The sequence below is a fragment of the Microbacterium sp. SWDP-B6 genome, assembly GCF_059803615.1.
The window spans coordinates 1-15,383 of the sequence record NZ_JAPFGV010000006.1 but is presented as its reverse complement, the minus strand read 5'-3'; the positions used below and the strand labels follow the sequence as shown (position 1 = coordinate 15,383).

At 69.5% G+C, this 15,383-nt stretch carries 16 protein-coding genes; 4 read left to right on the top strand and 12 right to left on the bottom strand.

Features of this window, described 5'->3' with window-relative positions; all coding sequences use genetic code 11:
- Positions 1–60: 60 nt before the first annotated feature.
- The 5 genes from OPU70_RS09715 to OPU70_RS09695 form a co-directional block, all read right to left on the bottom strand.
- Complete coding sequence (locus OPU70_RS09715) at positions 61–591, bottom strand: GNAT family N-acetyltransferase (RefSeq protein WP_079112146.1); 531 nt, start codon at positions 589–591, stop codon at positions 61–63.
- An 89-nt stretch (positions 592–680) separates the two neighbouring features.
- Entirely contained in the window at positions 681–2,258 is a 1,578-nt protein-coding gene (locus OPU70_RS09710; protein ID WP_498557640.1) for a DHA2 family efflux MFS transporter permease subunit, read from the bottom strand.
- Positions 2,255–2,881, bottom strand: coding sequence for a PadR family transcriptional regulator (locus tag OPU70_RS09705; RefSeq protein ID WP_197065959.1), 627 nt, complete (start codon positions 2,879–2,881; stop codon positions 2,255–2,257). Before OPU70_RS09705 ends, OPU70_RS09710 begins: the two co-directional genes overlap by 4 nt.
- Positions 2,882–2,960: 79 nt before the next feature.
- On the bottom strand, positions 2,961–3,509 hold the full coding sequence (locus OPU70_RS09700; protein ID WP_498557639.1) for a GNAT family N-acetyltransferase: 549 nt from the start codon (positions 3,507–3,509) through the stop codon (positions 2,961–2,963).
- Between the two features lie 52 nt (positions 3,510–3,561).
- Positions 3,562–3,777 (bottom strand): hypervirulence associated TUDOR domain-containing protein, encoded by a 216-nt coding sequence (locus OPU70_RS09695; protein ID WP_042538029.1) that lies wholly within the window; start codon positions 3,775–3,777, stop codon positions 3,562–3,564.
- A 97-nt stretch (positions 3,778–3,874) separates the two neighbouring features.
- Here OPU70_RS09695 and OPU70_RS09690 point away from each other — a divergent pair, with 97 nt between their 5' ends.
- Together OPU70_RS09690 and OPU70_RS09685 are read left to right on the top strand one after the other, a co-directional pair.
- Entirely contained in the window at positions 3,875–4,753 is an 879-nt protein-coding gene (locus OPU70_RS09690) for a phosphoribosylaminoimidazolesuccinocarboxamide synthase (RefSeq protein ID WP_498557638.1), read from the top strand.
- A gap of 173 nt (positions 4,754–4,926) precedes the next feature.
- Entirely contained in the window at positions 4,927–6,282 is a 1,356-nt protein-coding gene (locus OPU70_RS09685; RefSeq protein WP_042538034.1) for a uracil-xanthine permease family protein, read from the top strand.
- A 99-nt stretch (positions 6,283–6,381) separates the two neighbouring features.
- Here OPU70_RS09685 and OPU70_RS09680 read toward each other — a convergent pair whose 3' ends face one another.
- From OPU70_RS09680 to OPU70_RS09660, 5 genes are read right to left on the bottom strand one after another with little or no spacing between them, the layout of a single operon-like run.
- On the bottom strand, positions 6,382–8,094 hold the full coding sequence (locus OPU70_RS09680) for an acetyl/propionyl/methylcrotonyl-CoA carboxylase subunit alpha (RefSeq protein WP_498557637.1): 1,713 nt from the start codon (positions 8,092–8,094) through the stop codon (positions 6,382–6,384).
- Positions 8,091–9,680 carry a 5-oxoprolinase subunit B/C family protein gene (locus tag OPU70_RS09675; protein WP_498557636.1) on the bottom strand — a complete coding sequence of 530 codons (1,590 nt, stop codon included), beginning with the start codon at positions 9,678–9,680 and terminating at the stop codon, positions 8,091–8,093. Before OPU70_RS09675 ends, OPU70_RS09680 begins: the two co-directional genes overlap by 4 nt.
- A complete protein-coding gene (locus tag OPU70_RS09670; protein WP_309693429.1) occupies positions 9,680–10,480 on the bottom strand; it encodes a putative hydro-lyase in 801 nt (266 codons plus the stop codon). The genes OPU70_RS09675 and OPU70_RS09670 overlap by 1 nt, the downstream gene beginning before the upstream one ends.
- A 1-nt stretch (position 10,481) precedes the next feature.
- The gene (locus OPU70_RS09665; protein WP_498557635.1) at positions 10,482–11,246 is read right to left on the bottom strand and encodes a LamB/YcsF family protein; all 765 of its coding nucleotides are present in this window, start codon (positions 11,244–11,246) and stop codon (positions 10,482–10,484) included.
- Between the two features lie 4 nt (positions 11,247–11,250).
- Positions 11,251–12,528 (bottom strand): NRAMP family divalent metal transporter, encoded by a 1,278-nt coding sequence (locus OPU70_RS09660; protein ID WP_042538044.1) that lies wholly within the window; start codon positions 12,526–12,528, stop codon positions 11,251–11,253.
- A 174-nt stretch (positions 12,529–12,702) separates the two neighbouring features.
- Here OPU70_RS09660 and OPU70_RS09655 point away from each other — a divergent pair, with 174 nt between their 5' ends.
- Positions 12,703–13,359, top strand: coding sequence for a GntR family transcriptional regulator (locus OPU70_RS09655; RefSeq protein ID WP_042538046.1), 657 nt, complete (start codon positions 12,703–12,705; stop codon positions 13,357–13,359).
- Positions 13,360–13,393: 34 nt separating this feature from the next.
- Here OPU70_RS09655 and OPU70_RS09650 read toward each other — a convergent pair whose 3' ends face one another.
- Positions 13,394–14,059: a TetR/AcrR family transcriptional regulator gene (locus OPU70_RS09650; RefSeq protein ID WP_042538048.1), complete on the bottom strand. Its 666-nt coding sequence runs from the start codon at positions 14,057–14,059 to the stop codon at positions 13,394–13,396.
- Positions 14,060–14,176: 117 nt separating this feature from the next.
- Between OPU70_RS09650 and OPU70_RS09645 the strand changes: the two genes are divergently transcribed.
- Complete coding sequence (locus tag OPU70_RS09645) at positions 14,177–14,992, top strand: DUF1266 domain-containing protein (protein WP_042538050.1); 816 nt, start codon at positions 14,177–14,179, stop codon at positions 14,990–14,992.
- A 98-nt stretch (positions 14,993–15,090) separates the two neighbouring features.
- On the opposite strand, the gene OPU70_RS09640 is transcribed toward OPU70_RS09645, so the two are convergent.
- A partial coding sequence (locus OPU70_RS09640; protein WP_498557634.1) for a substrate-binding domain-containing protein occupies positions 15,091–15,383 on the bottom strand: 293 nt, incomplete at its 5' end.

Genomic DNA, 15,383 nt, shown 5'->3' with positions numbered 1-15,383 from the left:
ATCCACCCTAACCGGCGACGGCGTGTCGCCGTGATCCGAGGGCGGTCCGCGCGCTCGCCTCTAGAGGGTGATCCAGTATCGGCGGAGCATCGCGTGTCCCCGCGCGGACTGGTCGCTGACGTCCTGCAGCACGCCTCCGGCACCCTCGATCGTGCGATACGAGCCGACGTTGTCGTCGTCGCAGGTGACGAGCACGCGCTCGAGGCCGATCTCGCGAGCACGTTCGAGCCCGAGACGCAGCGCCGCAGAGGCGTAGCCCTGTCGGCGGCGAGAGGCGCGCACCGAGTAGCCGATGTGGCCGCCCGCCTCACGGAGCCATTCGTTCAACTCGTGCCGGAAGGAGAGGAAACCGACGACCTCGCCGTCGTCGACGATCCAGTACAGATCGTTGTGCACGGCGTCGTCGGGCAGGTCGGCCGTGGTGTCGGCGAGCAGCGTCGACTTCTCGATCAGGGCCTCGAGCGTCGCGAGATCCGGGGTGACGGGTGCCTGCAGACCCGAACCGTCGACATGACCGTCGCCGAATTCGGCGACGGCAGCCGCCCAGGAGTCGAACAGGTCGGTGGTGGGCCTCGTGAGCTCGATCGTCATCGCCCGATGACATCACAGGGGGGTTCCCGGCCGCAAACCGGGCATTCCCCACGCGTGTGCGGAAGGCCCGGCTCGCAGGCAGGAGAGGCTCACGCCGCAGGCGCGGGCGCCTCCGTGGGAGCCGACGCGACAGCATCCGCCCTGTCGTAGCGTCCGAGGAACAGCGAGGCGACGAGGGCGACGACCATCACGCACGCGGGAAGCAGGATCGCCTGCGACATGCCTGCGGCGAACCCCTCGGCGACCTCGGGCGGCAGCGAGCCGCCGCCGCTGATCCCCGACGGGGCATCCGCGAGACCGGGCAGGTTCGCCTCGAGACGAGACTGCATGAACGTGGCGATGGATGCCGAGCCGATGACCGATCCGATGGTCCGGGTCGTGTTGTAGATGCCCGCGCCGGCGCCCGCCTGGCGCGGCGGCAGCTTGCGGGTCGCGGTGGTCGCGAGCGGCCCCCACATGCCCGCATTGCCGATGCCCATGAGCGCCGACGGCAGCAGGAACATCCAGATGTCGGTGCCCATGTTGATCAGCGTCGAGTACCAGACGAGGGCGACGACGACGCAGAGGAGCCCCGGGATCAGGATGATGCGCGGGTCGACGCGGTCGAGCAGCTTGCCCGCGAACGGGGCGAGCACGCCCGAGAGCACGGCCATCGGGATGAGCAGCAGAGCGGCCTCGGTCGGGGTGAGGCCGCGAGCGGTCTGCAGGAAGAACATCATCGGCAGCGACATGCTCGTCACCGTGAACCCGACCGCGGCGATGGCGACGTTCGCGCCCGAGAAGTTGCGGTCGCGGAAGAGGGCGAGCGGCACGAGGGCCTCACTGCGCGTGCGCGCCTGCTGCACGATGAACAGCCCGAGCACGATGAGGCCCGTGATGATCAGGCTCCACACCGAGATCGGGCCCCAGATCACACCCCAGTCGAACTTCTCGCCTTCCTGAAGACCGAAGACGATGAGGAACAGCGCGACCGCGCTCAGGATGACACCGAGGACGTCGAAGCGGTGCGGACTCGTCTGCAGCTTGGGCACGAGACGCCAGGCGAGCACGAAGGCGACGATGCCGACGGGGATGTTCACGAAGAAGATCCATTCCCAGCCGAAGCCGTCGACGAGCAGTCCGCCGACGAGGGGTCCGACGAGCGTGGCGACACCGGCGGTCGCACCCCACAGGCCCATGGCCGCACCGCGGCGCTCGGGCGGGAACGTGCGGGTGATCACTGCCATGGTCTGCGGCGTCATGAAGGCGGCGCCGAGCCCCTGCACGGCGCGCGCCGCGATGAGCATCTCGAGCGAGCCCGAGAGTCCGCACCAGAGCGATGCGAGTGTGAAGATCGCGAGGCCGATGAGGTAGATGTTCTTGGGACCGAAACGGTCGCCGAGGCGTCCGGTGATCAGCAGCGGCACGGCGTATGCGAGCAGGTAGGCGCTGGTGACCCACACCACGTTGTCGAGGTTGTTCGTGGTGGGGTCGAGGGCCGCCTTGATCGCCGGGTTCGCCACCGAGACGATCGTCGTATCGACGAGGATCATGAAGAAGCCGATGACCAGCGCCCACAGGGCGGGCCACGGGCTGGCGGGTCGGTGGCCCGCCGCGAAGGTGCCGGTCGAGGGACCGGATGACGAGGATGCCACGGGCGTGCGTCCCGTCGAGGGAGAGTCGGTCATTGCTGTGCAGCCTTTCGCTGAGCGAGGTAGCGGTCGGTGTTCTCGAAAGCCGTGGGCCCCCAGGGGAACGCCTCGGCCTCGAGACGATCGAGGAGCGAGTCGAGCCAGCGCAGCTCGGCGTCGAGCAGCACCTCCTGACGCTCGAATTCGACGAGCACCTGCTCGGGGGCGCCCTTGCGGCGGGCGCCGGTCAGTCCGTCGCGGTGCAGAGCATGCCCTTCCGCGAGTGCGACGCGACGGATGCGGAGGCAGTCGACGACGTCGGGGCGCTCGAGGTTGTGCGCTTCCGCGAGTGCGATCCGGAACTCGGCGGGGCGGTCGATGATCGACAGCTCGCGGCGGAGCCAGCCGATGAGCGCGTCACGACCGGCATCCGTGAGCGTGTAGGTGGTGCGCTCGGGGCGATTGCCCTCTCGATCGGTGCCCACCTCGTCGATGAGTCCGCCACGCTGCAGACGACCGACCGTGTGATAGAGCGTCCCGTTGGTGACGGCGAGCAGACGCTCGTCGCGGCGAGCGCGCATCAGACGCACCATCTCATAGGGGTGCATGTCGCCCTCGCGCAGCAGCGCGAGCACCATCACCCCCATCGGGGTCAACCGCTCCGCAGGTTCCTTCGACACGTGTTCCACCTCAAATAGTCCACGTGGACTATACGCTCCTTCGGGCCGGTCGACAAGACGGATGCCGACTGCGGCCGACCTACGCGAGGGCGGCCGCGAGCTGTTCCGGCGTGAGCGGCCGATCCGCGTACACGAGCCGCACCACCCGGGGGTCGGGGTTGCCCGCGTCGGGCGCACGATGCACGAGGTCGAGTCCCAGCTTCCCGGCGACGCGAGCAGAGGCATGGTTGTGCTCGACGAGGTAGGCGATCACGGGCTGATCCGGCGCGATCGCCCTCGCTCTCTCGACTCCGGCCTGCGCCAGCTCGGTCGCCAGCCCCTGACCGTGGTGGTCCCCGGCGATGCGATAGCCGATGTTCCACACCGCTCCGCCGAGCAGGGTGCACCCGCCGTTGCCGACGACCTCTCCGGTGTCGCGCAGACGGGCCACCCACGATCCGAGACCGGCTTCCGACCAGCTGCGCTCCCACCGCTCCATCATCCGGATCGTCGTCTCGGGGTCGGTGTGACGCAGGCTCGGATAGTGCGTCCACACCCGCGGATCGCTCTGGATCGCGAAGACCTCGTCGAGGTCGGCGGCGACGGGGCGCGACAGGCGCAGGCGTGGGGTCAAGGTGTCGTCGGTCACGAGTCCAGGCTAGGCACCCCCGCAGACACCGGGCGCCGCCCTCCGGGGTCGCTCAGCTGCTCAGCCTCCGCAGCGCCGAGCCCTTGTGCGCGGCCTTCTCGCCGCTCTTCTCAGACTTCACGATGTACGCCGGCTCATCGTCCGAAGCCGTGAAGCTCTGTCCGGCGAATCGGAAGTCCTTCGTCCGCTTCTCCTCCACCGTGCCGTGCGTTCGCCCCTGGGGCGTGTTCCAGCTCACCCGGTCACCCGTAGACAGGTCCTTCGTCATGACTCCTCCGCTCCGTCGATTCGAGCGTCGCCGATGCCGCGCCGTTCGCACCAGCCCTTGACACGACACCGGCGCCGTCTACCGGGATAATGGGCGGGTGAGCACTCCTTCGGACAGCACCGCGCAGACCATCCCCGGCTGGCGCCACATCTACTCGGGCAAGGTCCGCGACCTCTACGCCTCGGATAACGCCGCCGACACCCGCATCCTCGTCGTCGCCTCCGACCGGGTGAGCGCGTTCGACTTCGTGCTGTCACCGGGCATCCCCCAGAAGGGCGCGCTGCTCACGCGTCTCAGCCGCTGGTGGTTCAGCCAGCTGAGCGACGTTCCGAACCACCTCGCCGAGGGCGACATCCCGGCGAGCGTCGCCGACCGGGCCATGCTCGCGCAGTCGCTCGAGATGCTGCCGGTCGAGTGCGTCGTGCGCGGCTACATCACCGGCTCCGGCTGGGCCGAATACACCGAGAGCGGCACCGTGTGCGGCATCCCGCTGCCCGCCGGTCTGGAGAACGGCGACCGCCTGCCGGAGCCGCTGTTCACTCCGGCCTACAAGGCGCCGATGGGCGAGCACGACGAGAACATCACCTTCGAGCAGACCGTCGAGCTCGTCGGCGCCGACCGCGCAGCCGAGTTGCGCGACGTCTCACTCGCCCTCTACACGCGGGCCGCTGCGATCGCCGAGGAGAAGGGTCTGATCCTCGCCGACACCAAGTTCGAGTTCGGGACGGATGCCGACGGCGTGCTGCACCTGGCCGACGAGGTGCTGACGAGCGACTCGTCGCGCTACTGGGATGCCGAGGCCTGGCGCACCGGCTCGACCCCGAGCGAGCGCATGGCGAGCTTCGACAAGCAGATCGTGCGCGACTGGCTGGCCTCGAACTGGGACAAGCAGGGCGAGCCGCCCGTGCTTCCCGAGGACATCGTCGAGCGCACCGCCGCGCGCTACCGCGAGCTGATCGAGCGCCTCGGGGCCTGACGCGCGCACCCTCTCGGGAGGGAAACTGCGCCTCGGGAGGAGAGATTCTCGGGAATTCCCCTCCCGAGGCGCAGAAGTCCGCCTGAAGGAGCGACCGCGCGCACCCAGGGAACACTCAGGAATCGGTAGTGTTGCTCCAGCACTCCCACTCCCCCCGATCCTGAGGAGCCCGCATGCCCCTGTGGAAGACCCACGGAAACGGCCGCACGGTCGAACCCGGCGCCGTCGTCAAGCCCGAAGAGCGCCTGAACTGGCCGGCCACGATCGCGATCGGCGCCCAGCACGTCGTCGCGATGTTCGGCGCCACGTTCCTGGTGCCGACGCTGACCGGCTTCCCGGTCTCGACCACGCTGCTGTTCAGCGGTCTCGGCACCCTCATCTTCCTGCTGATCACCAAGAACCAGCTGCCCAGCTACCTCGGATCGTCGTTCGCGTTCATCGCGCCGATCACCGCCGCGGTCGCCGCCGGCGGCACCGGATCCGCCCTGGCGGGAGTCGTCGCGGTCGGCATCCTGCTCACCGTCGTGGGCCTGGTCGTGCAGTTCGCCGGCCTGCGCTGGGTCGACGCGCTGATGCCTCCGGTGGTCGCCGGTGCGATCGTCGCGCTCATCGGCTTCAACCTCGCCCCCACCGCGTGGAACAACTTCCAGCTCGACCCCGTGACCGCGACCATCACCCTCGTCGCGATCATCCTGTTCGCAGTGCTCTTCCGCGGATTCCTCGGGCGCATCTCGATCTTCCTCGGCGTCGCGGTGGGCTTCATCTACGCCGCCTTCACCGGGTCGTTCGAGGTGCCCAACGCGCTGCGCGGAGGCAAGACGCCCGCAGAGCTCATCGCCGACGCGCCGTGGGTGGGCCTGCCCGAGTTCCAGCTCCCCGACTTCGTCGCGCCCGGCACGTGGTCGACCATCGCCATGTTCCTGCCGGTCGTGCTGGTGCTCGTCGCCGAGAACGTCGGCCACGTGCGCGGTGTCGCCACGATGACGGAAGACCCCGCGATCAACAGGCACACCGGCCGCGCCCTGATCGCCGACGGCGTCGCCACGACGATCGCCGGCGGCTTCGGCGGGTCGGGCACGACGACGTACGGCGAGAACATCGGCGTCATGGCCGCGACCCGCGTCTACTCGACCGCCGTCTACTGGGTCGCCGGCCTCTTCGCGATCCTGCTGGCGTTCTCGCCCAAGGTCGGCGAGGTGTTCAACTCGATCCCCGCGGGCGTGCTCGGGGGTGCGACGACCGCGCTCTACGGCCTGATCGGCATCATCGGCATCAAGATCTGGGTCGACAGCAAGGTCGACTTCTCGCGTCCGGTGAACCAGTACACCGCCGCGGTGTCACTCGTGATCGGCATCGCCGGGTTCTCGATGCAGCTCGGCGACTTCGCGTTCGGCGGCATCGTGCTCGGCACGGTCGCAGCTCTCCTGATCTACCACGTGGGCAACGCGATCGCCCGCGCGCGCAAGACCGGTGCCGACGACCCGAGGCCGCTCGAGGCCGTGGGCCCGCTGGGCGGCGACCCCGCATAACCACGCTCGACCCGCGAACCCGAAGATCCCGGATGCTGCAGCTGCGGCATCCGGGATCTTCGCCGTCCGGCGGCGATCGCGATCAGGCGGCGATCGCGCTCAGTCGATGACGGCGATGACTCCGTCCGGCGCGATCGCCGCGGAGAGCTCGGCGCGGTGCGACAGGACGCCGGCGCGATGAGCGGCGACCGTGGTCTCCATCTTCATCGCGTCGAGCACGGCGACCGGATCGCCCTCGGCGACGTGCGCCCCGTCATCAGCGAGCCAGCGCACGAGTGTGCCGGGCGCCGGCGAGCGCAGTTCGGCCGGGTCGGATGCGGAGGGCGCGGGCCCGGCATCCGCCAGCCCGCCGAGTCCCGCGAGCAGGGCGATCGGCAGCCCGAGCACGACCCGACGTCCGTCGATCTCGACGGGGAAGCGCTGGAGCGCGGCATCCGGGGCGGGAGCCGGGCGCAGCTGAGGCTCGAGCCTCGGCAGCAACGTGCTCTCGATCCACTGCGTGTGCACTGCGAAGGTGTCGGTGGCGAACGCCGCGTCGTCGAGCGCGAGCAGATCGAACGGGATGACGGTGGCCGGCCCCTCGACCACGAGCTCGCGCAGCGCCCGTCGTGCCCGCACGAGTGCCGCATCTCGGCTGTCGGCGTGCACGATGAGCTTCGCGATCATCGAGTCGAACGCCGGCTGAACAGCATCGCCCGCCTCGATCCCGCTGTCCCAGCGCACACCGGGTCCGCCGGGGATCCGCAGCGACTCCACACGACCGGGACTCGGAAGGAACCCGCGACCAGGGTCTTCCGCGTTGATGCGGAACTCGAAGGCGTGCCCTGTCGGCGTCGGGGTCTCGGTGAACGAGATGCCCTCTCCGAACGCGATGCGGAACTGCTCGCGCACGAGATCCGTGCCGGTGACCTCTTCGGTGACCGGGTGCTCCACCTGCAGGCGGGTGTTCACCTCGAGGAAGGAGATCGTGCCGTCTGCGGCGAGCAGGAACTCGACGGTTCCCGCACCGCGGTACTGCACCTCGGCGCAGATCGCCCTGGCCGCGTCGTGGAATCGCGTGCGCTGGTCACTCGACAGCCCCGGCGCCGGGGCCTCCTCGATGAGCTTCTGATTGCGTCGCTGCATCGAGCAGTCCCGGTCGCCGACGACCACGATGCCGCCGAGTCCGTCGCCGAGCACCTGCACCTCGATGTGACGCGGGCTCTCGAGGAACCGCTCGACGAAGCACTCGCCGCGGCCGAAGGCGGCGATGGCCTCCCGGGTCGCGGCGTCGAAGGCATCGGCGACCTCCGACAGCTCCCGCACCACCTTCAGGCCTCGCCCGCCACCGCCGAATGCCGCCTTGATGGCGATCGGAAGCCCGTGCTGCTCGGCGAAGGACACGGCCTCCGCAGGGCCGGCGAGGGGCTGGTCGGTGCCGGCCGCCAACGGTGCTCCGACGCGCTGCGCGATCCGGCGCGCGGTCATCTTGTCACCGAGCGCGTCGATGCTGTCGGGCGATGGTCCGATCCAGACGAGCCCTGCGCCTTCCACGGCTCGCGCGAACTCCGCGCTCTCCGAGAGGAATCCGTAGCCGGGGTGCACGGCATCCGCCCCGCTCTTCCGCGCCGCAGCGAGCAGCGCCTCGATGGAGAGGTACGTGGCGGCAGCGGTGTCTCCGCCCAGACCCAGCGCCTCGTCGGCGAGTCGCACGTGCAGGGCGTCGGCGTCCTGATCGGCGTAGACCGCGATCGACGTGTATCCGGCTTCGGCGCAGGCGCGGATGACGCGCACGGCGATCTCTCCGCGATTCGCGATCAGCACCTTGGTCATGAGGTCTCCTTGACGATGAAACGAACTCGCGCACCGGGCGGCAGCTGCCCGGCGAGGTCGAGGCTGCGATCGGTGAGGGCGCCGATGATCGGATACCCGCCGGTGAGCGGATGGTCGGGCAGGAACAGCACGGGCTGACCGTCCGGAGGCACCTGGATCGCCCCGGTGACAGCACCCTCGCTGGGCAGCTCCCCGCCGACCGACCGTTCCAGGGGCACGGCTCCCTCGAGCCTGATGCCGACCCGATCCGAGCGCGGGGTCGCAGTCCACTCCTGAGCGGCGAGGGTGGCGAGCGCTGCCGCCGTGAACCAGTCGTCGCGAGGACCGAGAGTGATCTCGAGCTCGACCAGCTCGCCGGGTGCGGGAAGCGCCCGCGGCATCGCATCGGGCTCGACGGGATGCGGTGCGCGATCGCCGACACGGAGCACGTCGCCTGCGGCGAGCGCCGCCGGGCCGAGACCGGCGAGGGTGTCGCTCGCGCAGCTGTCGAGCGCGGGTTCCGCCGCCACACCGCCGCGGACGGCGATGACGTAGCGCAGCCCGCTCGCCGGGTGCCCGAGAGTGAGCTCGTCACCGTCGACGGTGGCGAAGGGCACTCCATGGGCGATCTGACGCGCGACGCCACCGGCATCGATCAGTTCGAGGGAGCCGACGGCACCCGCGACGGCGGCGACCCCGGCACCCCGGAAGCGCAGCACCGCGCCCCCGACGCTCTCGAGCACGGCGGCACCGGTCTCGTTGCCCACGGCACGGTTCGCGTCTCGCATTGCACGACGATCGGCGACGCCTGACGCCGAGACGCCGAGCGCCGCGAAACCCGGGCGACCGGCATCCTGCACCAGCAGCTGCAGTGACGGCCGCACGATCTCGACGGCGGCCGGCATGGGAGAACCCGGGTCCGGCGCACCGGCGACGGCGGGTCGATCGGCGACACCTCGCTCGTCGGCCCGTTCATCTGCGTCGCCCGACGTCACGACCTGCTCGCGCACACGTTCGAACCGCACGGTCGTGCCCGGCGACAGCAGCGCAGGCGGGTCGCGGTCGATGTCCCACATCAGGGCATCCGTGCGACCGATGAGCTGCCACCCACCGGGACTCTCACGCGGGTACACCCCGGTGAACTGCCCGGCGAGCGCCACGGACCCTGCGGGCACACGCGTGCGGGGCGACGAGCGGCGCGGCACGTCGAACAGCGGATCGCTGCTCACCACATAGCCGAAACCGGGAGCGAAGCCCGAGAAGGCCACCTTCCAATCGGCACCGAGATGACGGTTCACGAGCTCTGCCGCCGACACGCCCAGCAGGGCTGCGGCCTCGTCGAGGTCTTCGCCGTCGTACCGCACCGGCACCGTGACCTCGCCGGTGACCGGCAGGTGAGCGGTGTCGATGTCCGTCGCCGCGAGCGCCTCTGCGAGATCACCGGCCGAGACGACGAGCGGATCGAAGCGCACGAGCACGGTGCGAGCGCCGGGGATGCGCTCGACCACACCGCGCACTCCGTCCCAGGCGAGGTTCAGGCGCATCGCCTCGTCGAGGTCGGCCGCCTCGACGAGAAGCGCGTGATCGGATGCGGTGAGGATGCGCATCAGACGAGGTACTCGGCATCCGGCACGTCGGTGATGAACATGTACCCCGGTGCATGGGTGATGGCGAACGGCGGCTTCGAGGCCATGATCGCGGCCTGAGGGGTGACGCCGCAGGCCCAGAACACCGGCACTTCGCCGTCGCGCACCTCGGGGGCATCCCCGAAGTCGGGCCGGGCGAGGTCGAGGACTCCGAGGGATGCCGGGTCGCCGACGTGCACCGGAGCACCGTGCACAGCGGGGGTTCGGCCCGAGATCTGCACGGCATCCGCCACTCGGTCCGCCGCGATCGGCCGCATCGACACGACCATCTCACCGCTCAGGCGACCCGCCGGTGCGCAGGGCACCGAGGTGCGGTACATCGGCACATTGCGACCGAGCTCCTGATGACGGATCGGGATGCCGGCCTCGACGAGTCCGGACTCGAACGTGAAGCTGCATCCGATGAGGAACGAGACGAGGTCCGGATGTTCCGCCCAGGCCGCCGTCGCGTCGGTGACCTCTTCGGCCAGTTCGCCGTCGCGCCAGATGCGATACCGGCCGATGTCCGTGCGGATGTCGCTGCCCGGCGCGAGCCGTGACTCCACCTCTCCCTGCTCAATGACCTCGAGCACGGGGCACGGCTTCGGGTTGCGCTGTGCGAAGAGCAGGGTCTCGAAGGCCCAGTCCGCGGGCACGGAGATGAGATTGGCCTGTGTCAGCCCGACCGCGACCCCGCTGGTCGGCTCGGCGTGCCCTGCCCGGATGGCGGCACGGGCCGCGCGCGCGTCGGCGAGCTGGGCTGCGGTGGCGAGGACGGTCATGTCAGACGCCCGCGAACGGTGCGATCGTGATGCCCGCTTGCTGCAGCATCCGCTTCGTCTCTGCCGCCATGGCCACCGAACCAGGGCTGTCTCCGTGCACGCAGATCGACTGCGCGCTGACGGGCACGTCGGTGCCGTCGATCGCGCGGATCACTCCTTCGCCGGCCAGGCGCACCATGCGCTCGGCGACCGCCGCGGGATCGTGCAGCACAGACCCGGGCTCGGTGCGCGAGACGAGCTGCCCGTCGGGCTGATACGCCCGATCGGCGAAGGCCTCTGCCGCAGTCTGCAGCCCCGCCCGCTCGGCGACGTCGAGCACGACGCCTCCGGCCAGGCCCAGCAGCACGAGGCTCGGATCGATCGCGCGGATGGCTGCCACCACGTCCTTCGACTGCCGCTCATCGCGGGCGATCGTGTTGTAGAGCGCTCCGTGCGGCTTGACGTAGGCGACCTTTCCGCCCACCGCGGCGGCGAGACCGATCAGCGCCCCGAGCTGATACTCGACGTGGGCCTGCAGGGTGGCCGAATCGATGTCGACCTTCGTGCGGCCGAAGTTCTCGTAGTCGCGGTAGCTGGGGTGCGCGCCGATCACGACGCCTCCGGCCACCGCGCTGGCGAGGGTCGCGCGGATGCCCTCGGGGCTGCCCGCATGGAAGCCGCACGCCACGTTCGCACTCGTCACGAGGTCGAGCATGCTCTCGTCGTCGCTGACGATCCGGTCGGCGACGTTCTCGCCGAGGTCCGAGTTCAGGTCGATCGATGCCATGGGGTCACGCTCCGGTTCCGAGGAAGGCGAAGATCGGGCCGACCGAGACGATGCCCATGTACCAGGTGAGCAGCGTCACGACCGTGCCCGCGATGAGCAGCCACAGCGGGTACTTCTTCGAGCCGAGCAGGTCACGACGGAACCAGCCGATGTACATGAAGACCGTGAGGCCGATGGGGAGGATGAGGCCGTTGAAGCCGCCGACGAACACGAGGATCGCAGCCGGCGCCGTGCCGATCGACAGGTAGACGATCAGCGACACGACGATGAAGGCGACGGTGGCCAGCTGCAGCGGCCAGCCGCCCCTGAGCTTCTTCGTGAAGGTCGAGAGGAAGGTCGCCGACGTGTATGCGGCGCCGATCACCGAGCTGATGGCCGCGGCCCAGAAGATCGCACCGAAGATGCGCAGCCCTGCGTCGCCGAGCACGGCGCCGAAGGCCTGCCCTGCCGGGTTGGCGGCCTGGCTCGACAGGTCGAGCGAGACGCCGGAGGCGACCACACCGAGGATCGCGAGGAACAGCACGTAGCGCATGATGCCGGTGACGAGGATGCCGTTCGCCGCGGCGCGCATCACCGGGCCGGCCTGCTCCGGACCGGTGTGTCCGGAGTCGAGGTAGCGGTGGGCGCCCGAGTAGGTGATGTATCCGCCGACCGTTCCGCCGACGATCGTGGTGATCGTGGCGAAGTTCAGCTCGTCGGGCACGAACGTCTGTCGCAGGGCCTCGCCGATCGGCGGCTGGGCGATCACCGCGACGATCACGGTCATCACGATCATGCCCACGCCGAGCACGATCAGCACGACGTCCATCACCGGGCCCGCCTTCTTGACGAGGAAGATGATGATCGCGAGGGCCGCGGTGAGTGCGCCGCCGAGCTTGGGATCGATGCCGAGCAGGGCGTTGAGGCCCAGTCCGCCACCCGCGATGTTGCCGATGTTGAAGGCCAGGCCGCCGATCACGACGAGCACGGCGATCAGGTGTCCGGAGAACGGGATGGCGCTGTTGGCGAGCTCTCCGGCGCGCTTGCCCGATGAGGTGATCATGCGCCAGACGTTCAGCTGCACTGCGATGTCGATGAGGATCGAGACGAGGATCGCGAACGCGAAGGCGGCCCCCATCGTCGCGGTGAACGTGGCCGTCTGGGTGATGAATCCTGGGCCGATGGCGCTGGTGGCCATCAGGAAGATCGCGCCGATCACGGCGCTGCGGCCTGCCCGCCTCTTGGCTCCGGCGAGGCGGACTTCGTCTTCTGCGGACAGCGGGGCTGCGGTGTTCTCTGACATTGCGGGGGATTTCCCATCGTCGTTGGTGGGTGTCGAGTGACATCCAGTGTAGAACGGATCGAGCAATATTGTTCAACAACTTTGTTTCAGCTGTGCTACGACCGAGTTGCGTTCGCGTGATGCCGCGGTCGCCTCCTCGAACGATCCGCCGCGCCCGCCGCCTACGATAAAGGCATGAACCAGCAGGGCATGCTCGCCGATGCGCTCCGTCAGCAGATCATCGACGGCGCCTTCGCCCCCGGTTCACGGCTGTCGGAATCGGCCCTCGCCGAGCACTTCGGCGTCGCGCGCAACACGCTGCGAGAGGCGTTCCGCGCGCTCTCCGAGCAGGGTCTTCTCGAGCACGTGCCGCACCGGGGCGTCTCCGTCGCGTCGCCCTCGATAGCCGACGTCATCGACATCTACCGAGCACGCCGCGTCATCGAGTGCACGGCGCTCCTGCATTCCGAGCCCGAGCACCCCTCGGTGCAGCGGATGCAGCAGGCGGTGCTCGCCGCCGAGAAGGCCGCCCAGGATGCCGTCCACGACGACGCGGGCGCCTGGCGCGAGGTGGGCAGCGCCAATATGGCATTCCACGTCGCCCTGGTCGATCTCGCCGACAGCCCCCGCCTGGCCCGCACCTATCGCGACCTGGCGGCCGAGCTGCGGCTGGCGTTCCTGAAGATCGACGATCCGCGATCGCTCCACGAGCCGTTCGTGCGCAAGAACCGCGCGGTGCTCGACACCTTCCTCACGCAGGGTGCGCAGGAAGGCGCGGCCGAGCTCGAGCGCTACCTCGTGCAGTCGGAACGCGTCGTGCTCGGTGCGTTCGCCCGGATGCAGCTGGGCTGATCCCGACCCTCGCCGATCGATGTCGGTGCCGGGGTCATTCCTCCGCGCGCAGCGCGCCGGACGCTCTGGTCCTCGCGTCGGGGTCCCGCGGGGCGAGCTGGAGAGGAAGCGGCGCCTGCGGCTCGGGGAGCCCGTAGAGCCGGTGCATCCAGCGGCGAGCGTCTTCGAGAGGATACGTGTCGCCGTAGACGGCGTACTTCATGAAGATGCCCTCGAGGGTGCTGCGCAGCATGATCTCCTCGAGCGCCGGATCCGCGGCGCCGCGTTCGCGGAAGACCCCGCGAACGATGTCCTCCGACGCCCTCGCCTCCTCCGCGTGGCGCTCTTCGGCCTCCGCATACAGGCGGTGGGTGGTCGGCTGCTGCTGCATCGCGAAGACCGCGCGCTGCACCGGAAGGGCGTAGCCCGTGGCGGTGAGGGCGCCGTCGATGATGCCGGCGAGACGGTCGTCGGCCGACCCCTCGGCCTGGGGGATGCCGAACAGCGTCTCGAACCACCGGTCGAGCACTGCGGCGATCAGCCGCTCCTTGTTCCCGAAGTGATAGTTCGCGAGGCCCTGAGCCACTCCGGCTCGCCGCGTGATCTCAGCGATGCTCGCGCCCGAGACGCCGCGCTCGGCGAACAGATCGACCGCTGCCCGCAGGATGGCTTCGCGGGATCGTTCACGCGCCGCCCGGTTGTGTTCGTCTGAACGTGCCATTCGTGTCCCGCTCCCCAGCATCGGACGACTTCGATTTCTCCCCCCGGACGCTATATATTAGCGACTGAATAGCTGTTCAAGCTATGAGCTACGCCAGGCCTCACCCTCAGGAGTGTGATGAGCGCGACAGGATGGTTCATGCGACCCCAGAGGCTCGCACCCTCCGAGCTGTACTCCACGGATGACACCGAGGCGAACGAGATCGCCCTGGGCCTGCTGCAGATCAGCAGCCTGCCGTCCGGCCCGTGGAACGACCCGACGGCCCCCGGCCTCGGAACCGAGGAGAAGTCGCTGCTCGCCGAGCAGTGGGGCATCCACGATCGCGCGGACTGGCTCGGCATGATCGACCACCTGACCACGGTGCGACGACGACGTCATGCCTGGATGCTCCATCTCGCCGTGCGCAACGACCTGCACACAGCCCTCGGGCGGGTGCCGACAACGGAGGAGTGGCTCGCCGCGATCGCCGATGAGGGCGGGGACCGACGCGACGCACGACCTTTCGTCCGCGGCATCGAGCACATCGAGCAGGAGGTGCGCAGGCGAGTCGTCCAAGACGTCGTGACGCCCGACCTCTACGTCCGCACCCTCGACGCGTACGCACTCGGCCAGGCCGTGGTGATGACGACCTGGGGTGTGGCGCTCGGATACGCCGACGTCGCCGAGGCGCGTCGCATCATCCACCGGATCAGCGTCGACACCCGCCCGTCGTTCGTGTCGTGGGCCGATTTCGGCCTGAGCTACATCGCCGGACGCGTCATGCACTGGAGCGACGGCGATCTCGACGAGGACTCGTTCGAGAAGTACGGCGATTCGTCGCCCGTCTTCGCGAGTGCATCCACCGCGAAGCGGAACGGCCCGTGGGCGACGATGCCGTGGCCCGCGGTCATCGATCAGCGGTCTCGGCGCCGTCACCAGTACCGGATCACCTGACCGACCCAGACCCACGGATGCGGGCCGACCTGGAGGGGCGTATGGTCCGCATCCGTGTTCACTTCCGCGCCGGCGGAGACGCGGATCGCGTGGAGCGGCTACGACGAGGCGCGCACCACGAGCTCGGTCGGAAGGATCGTCGTGTGCGCGGGGTCGCGACCGGCGAGGCGCGAGAGCAGCACTCCGGCCATCGCCTCCCCCTGCGCATACATCGGCTGTCGCATCGTGGTCAGCTGCGGTTCGGTGCTCAGCGCGACGGAGGAGTCGTCGAATCCGACGAGCGCGACGTCTTCGGGAACGCGGATGCCGGCGGAGCGCAGCGCCGTCAGGGCGCCACGGGCCATGAGGTCGCTGGCGACGAAGATCGCGTCGGGGCGGCCCTCGGCGAGGA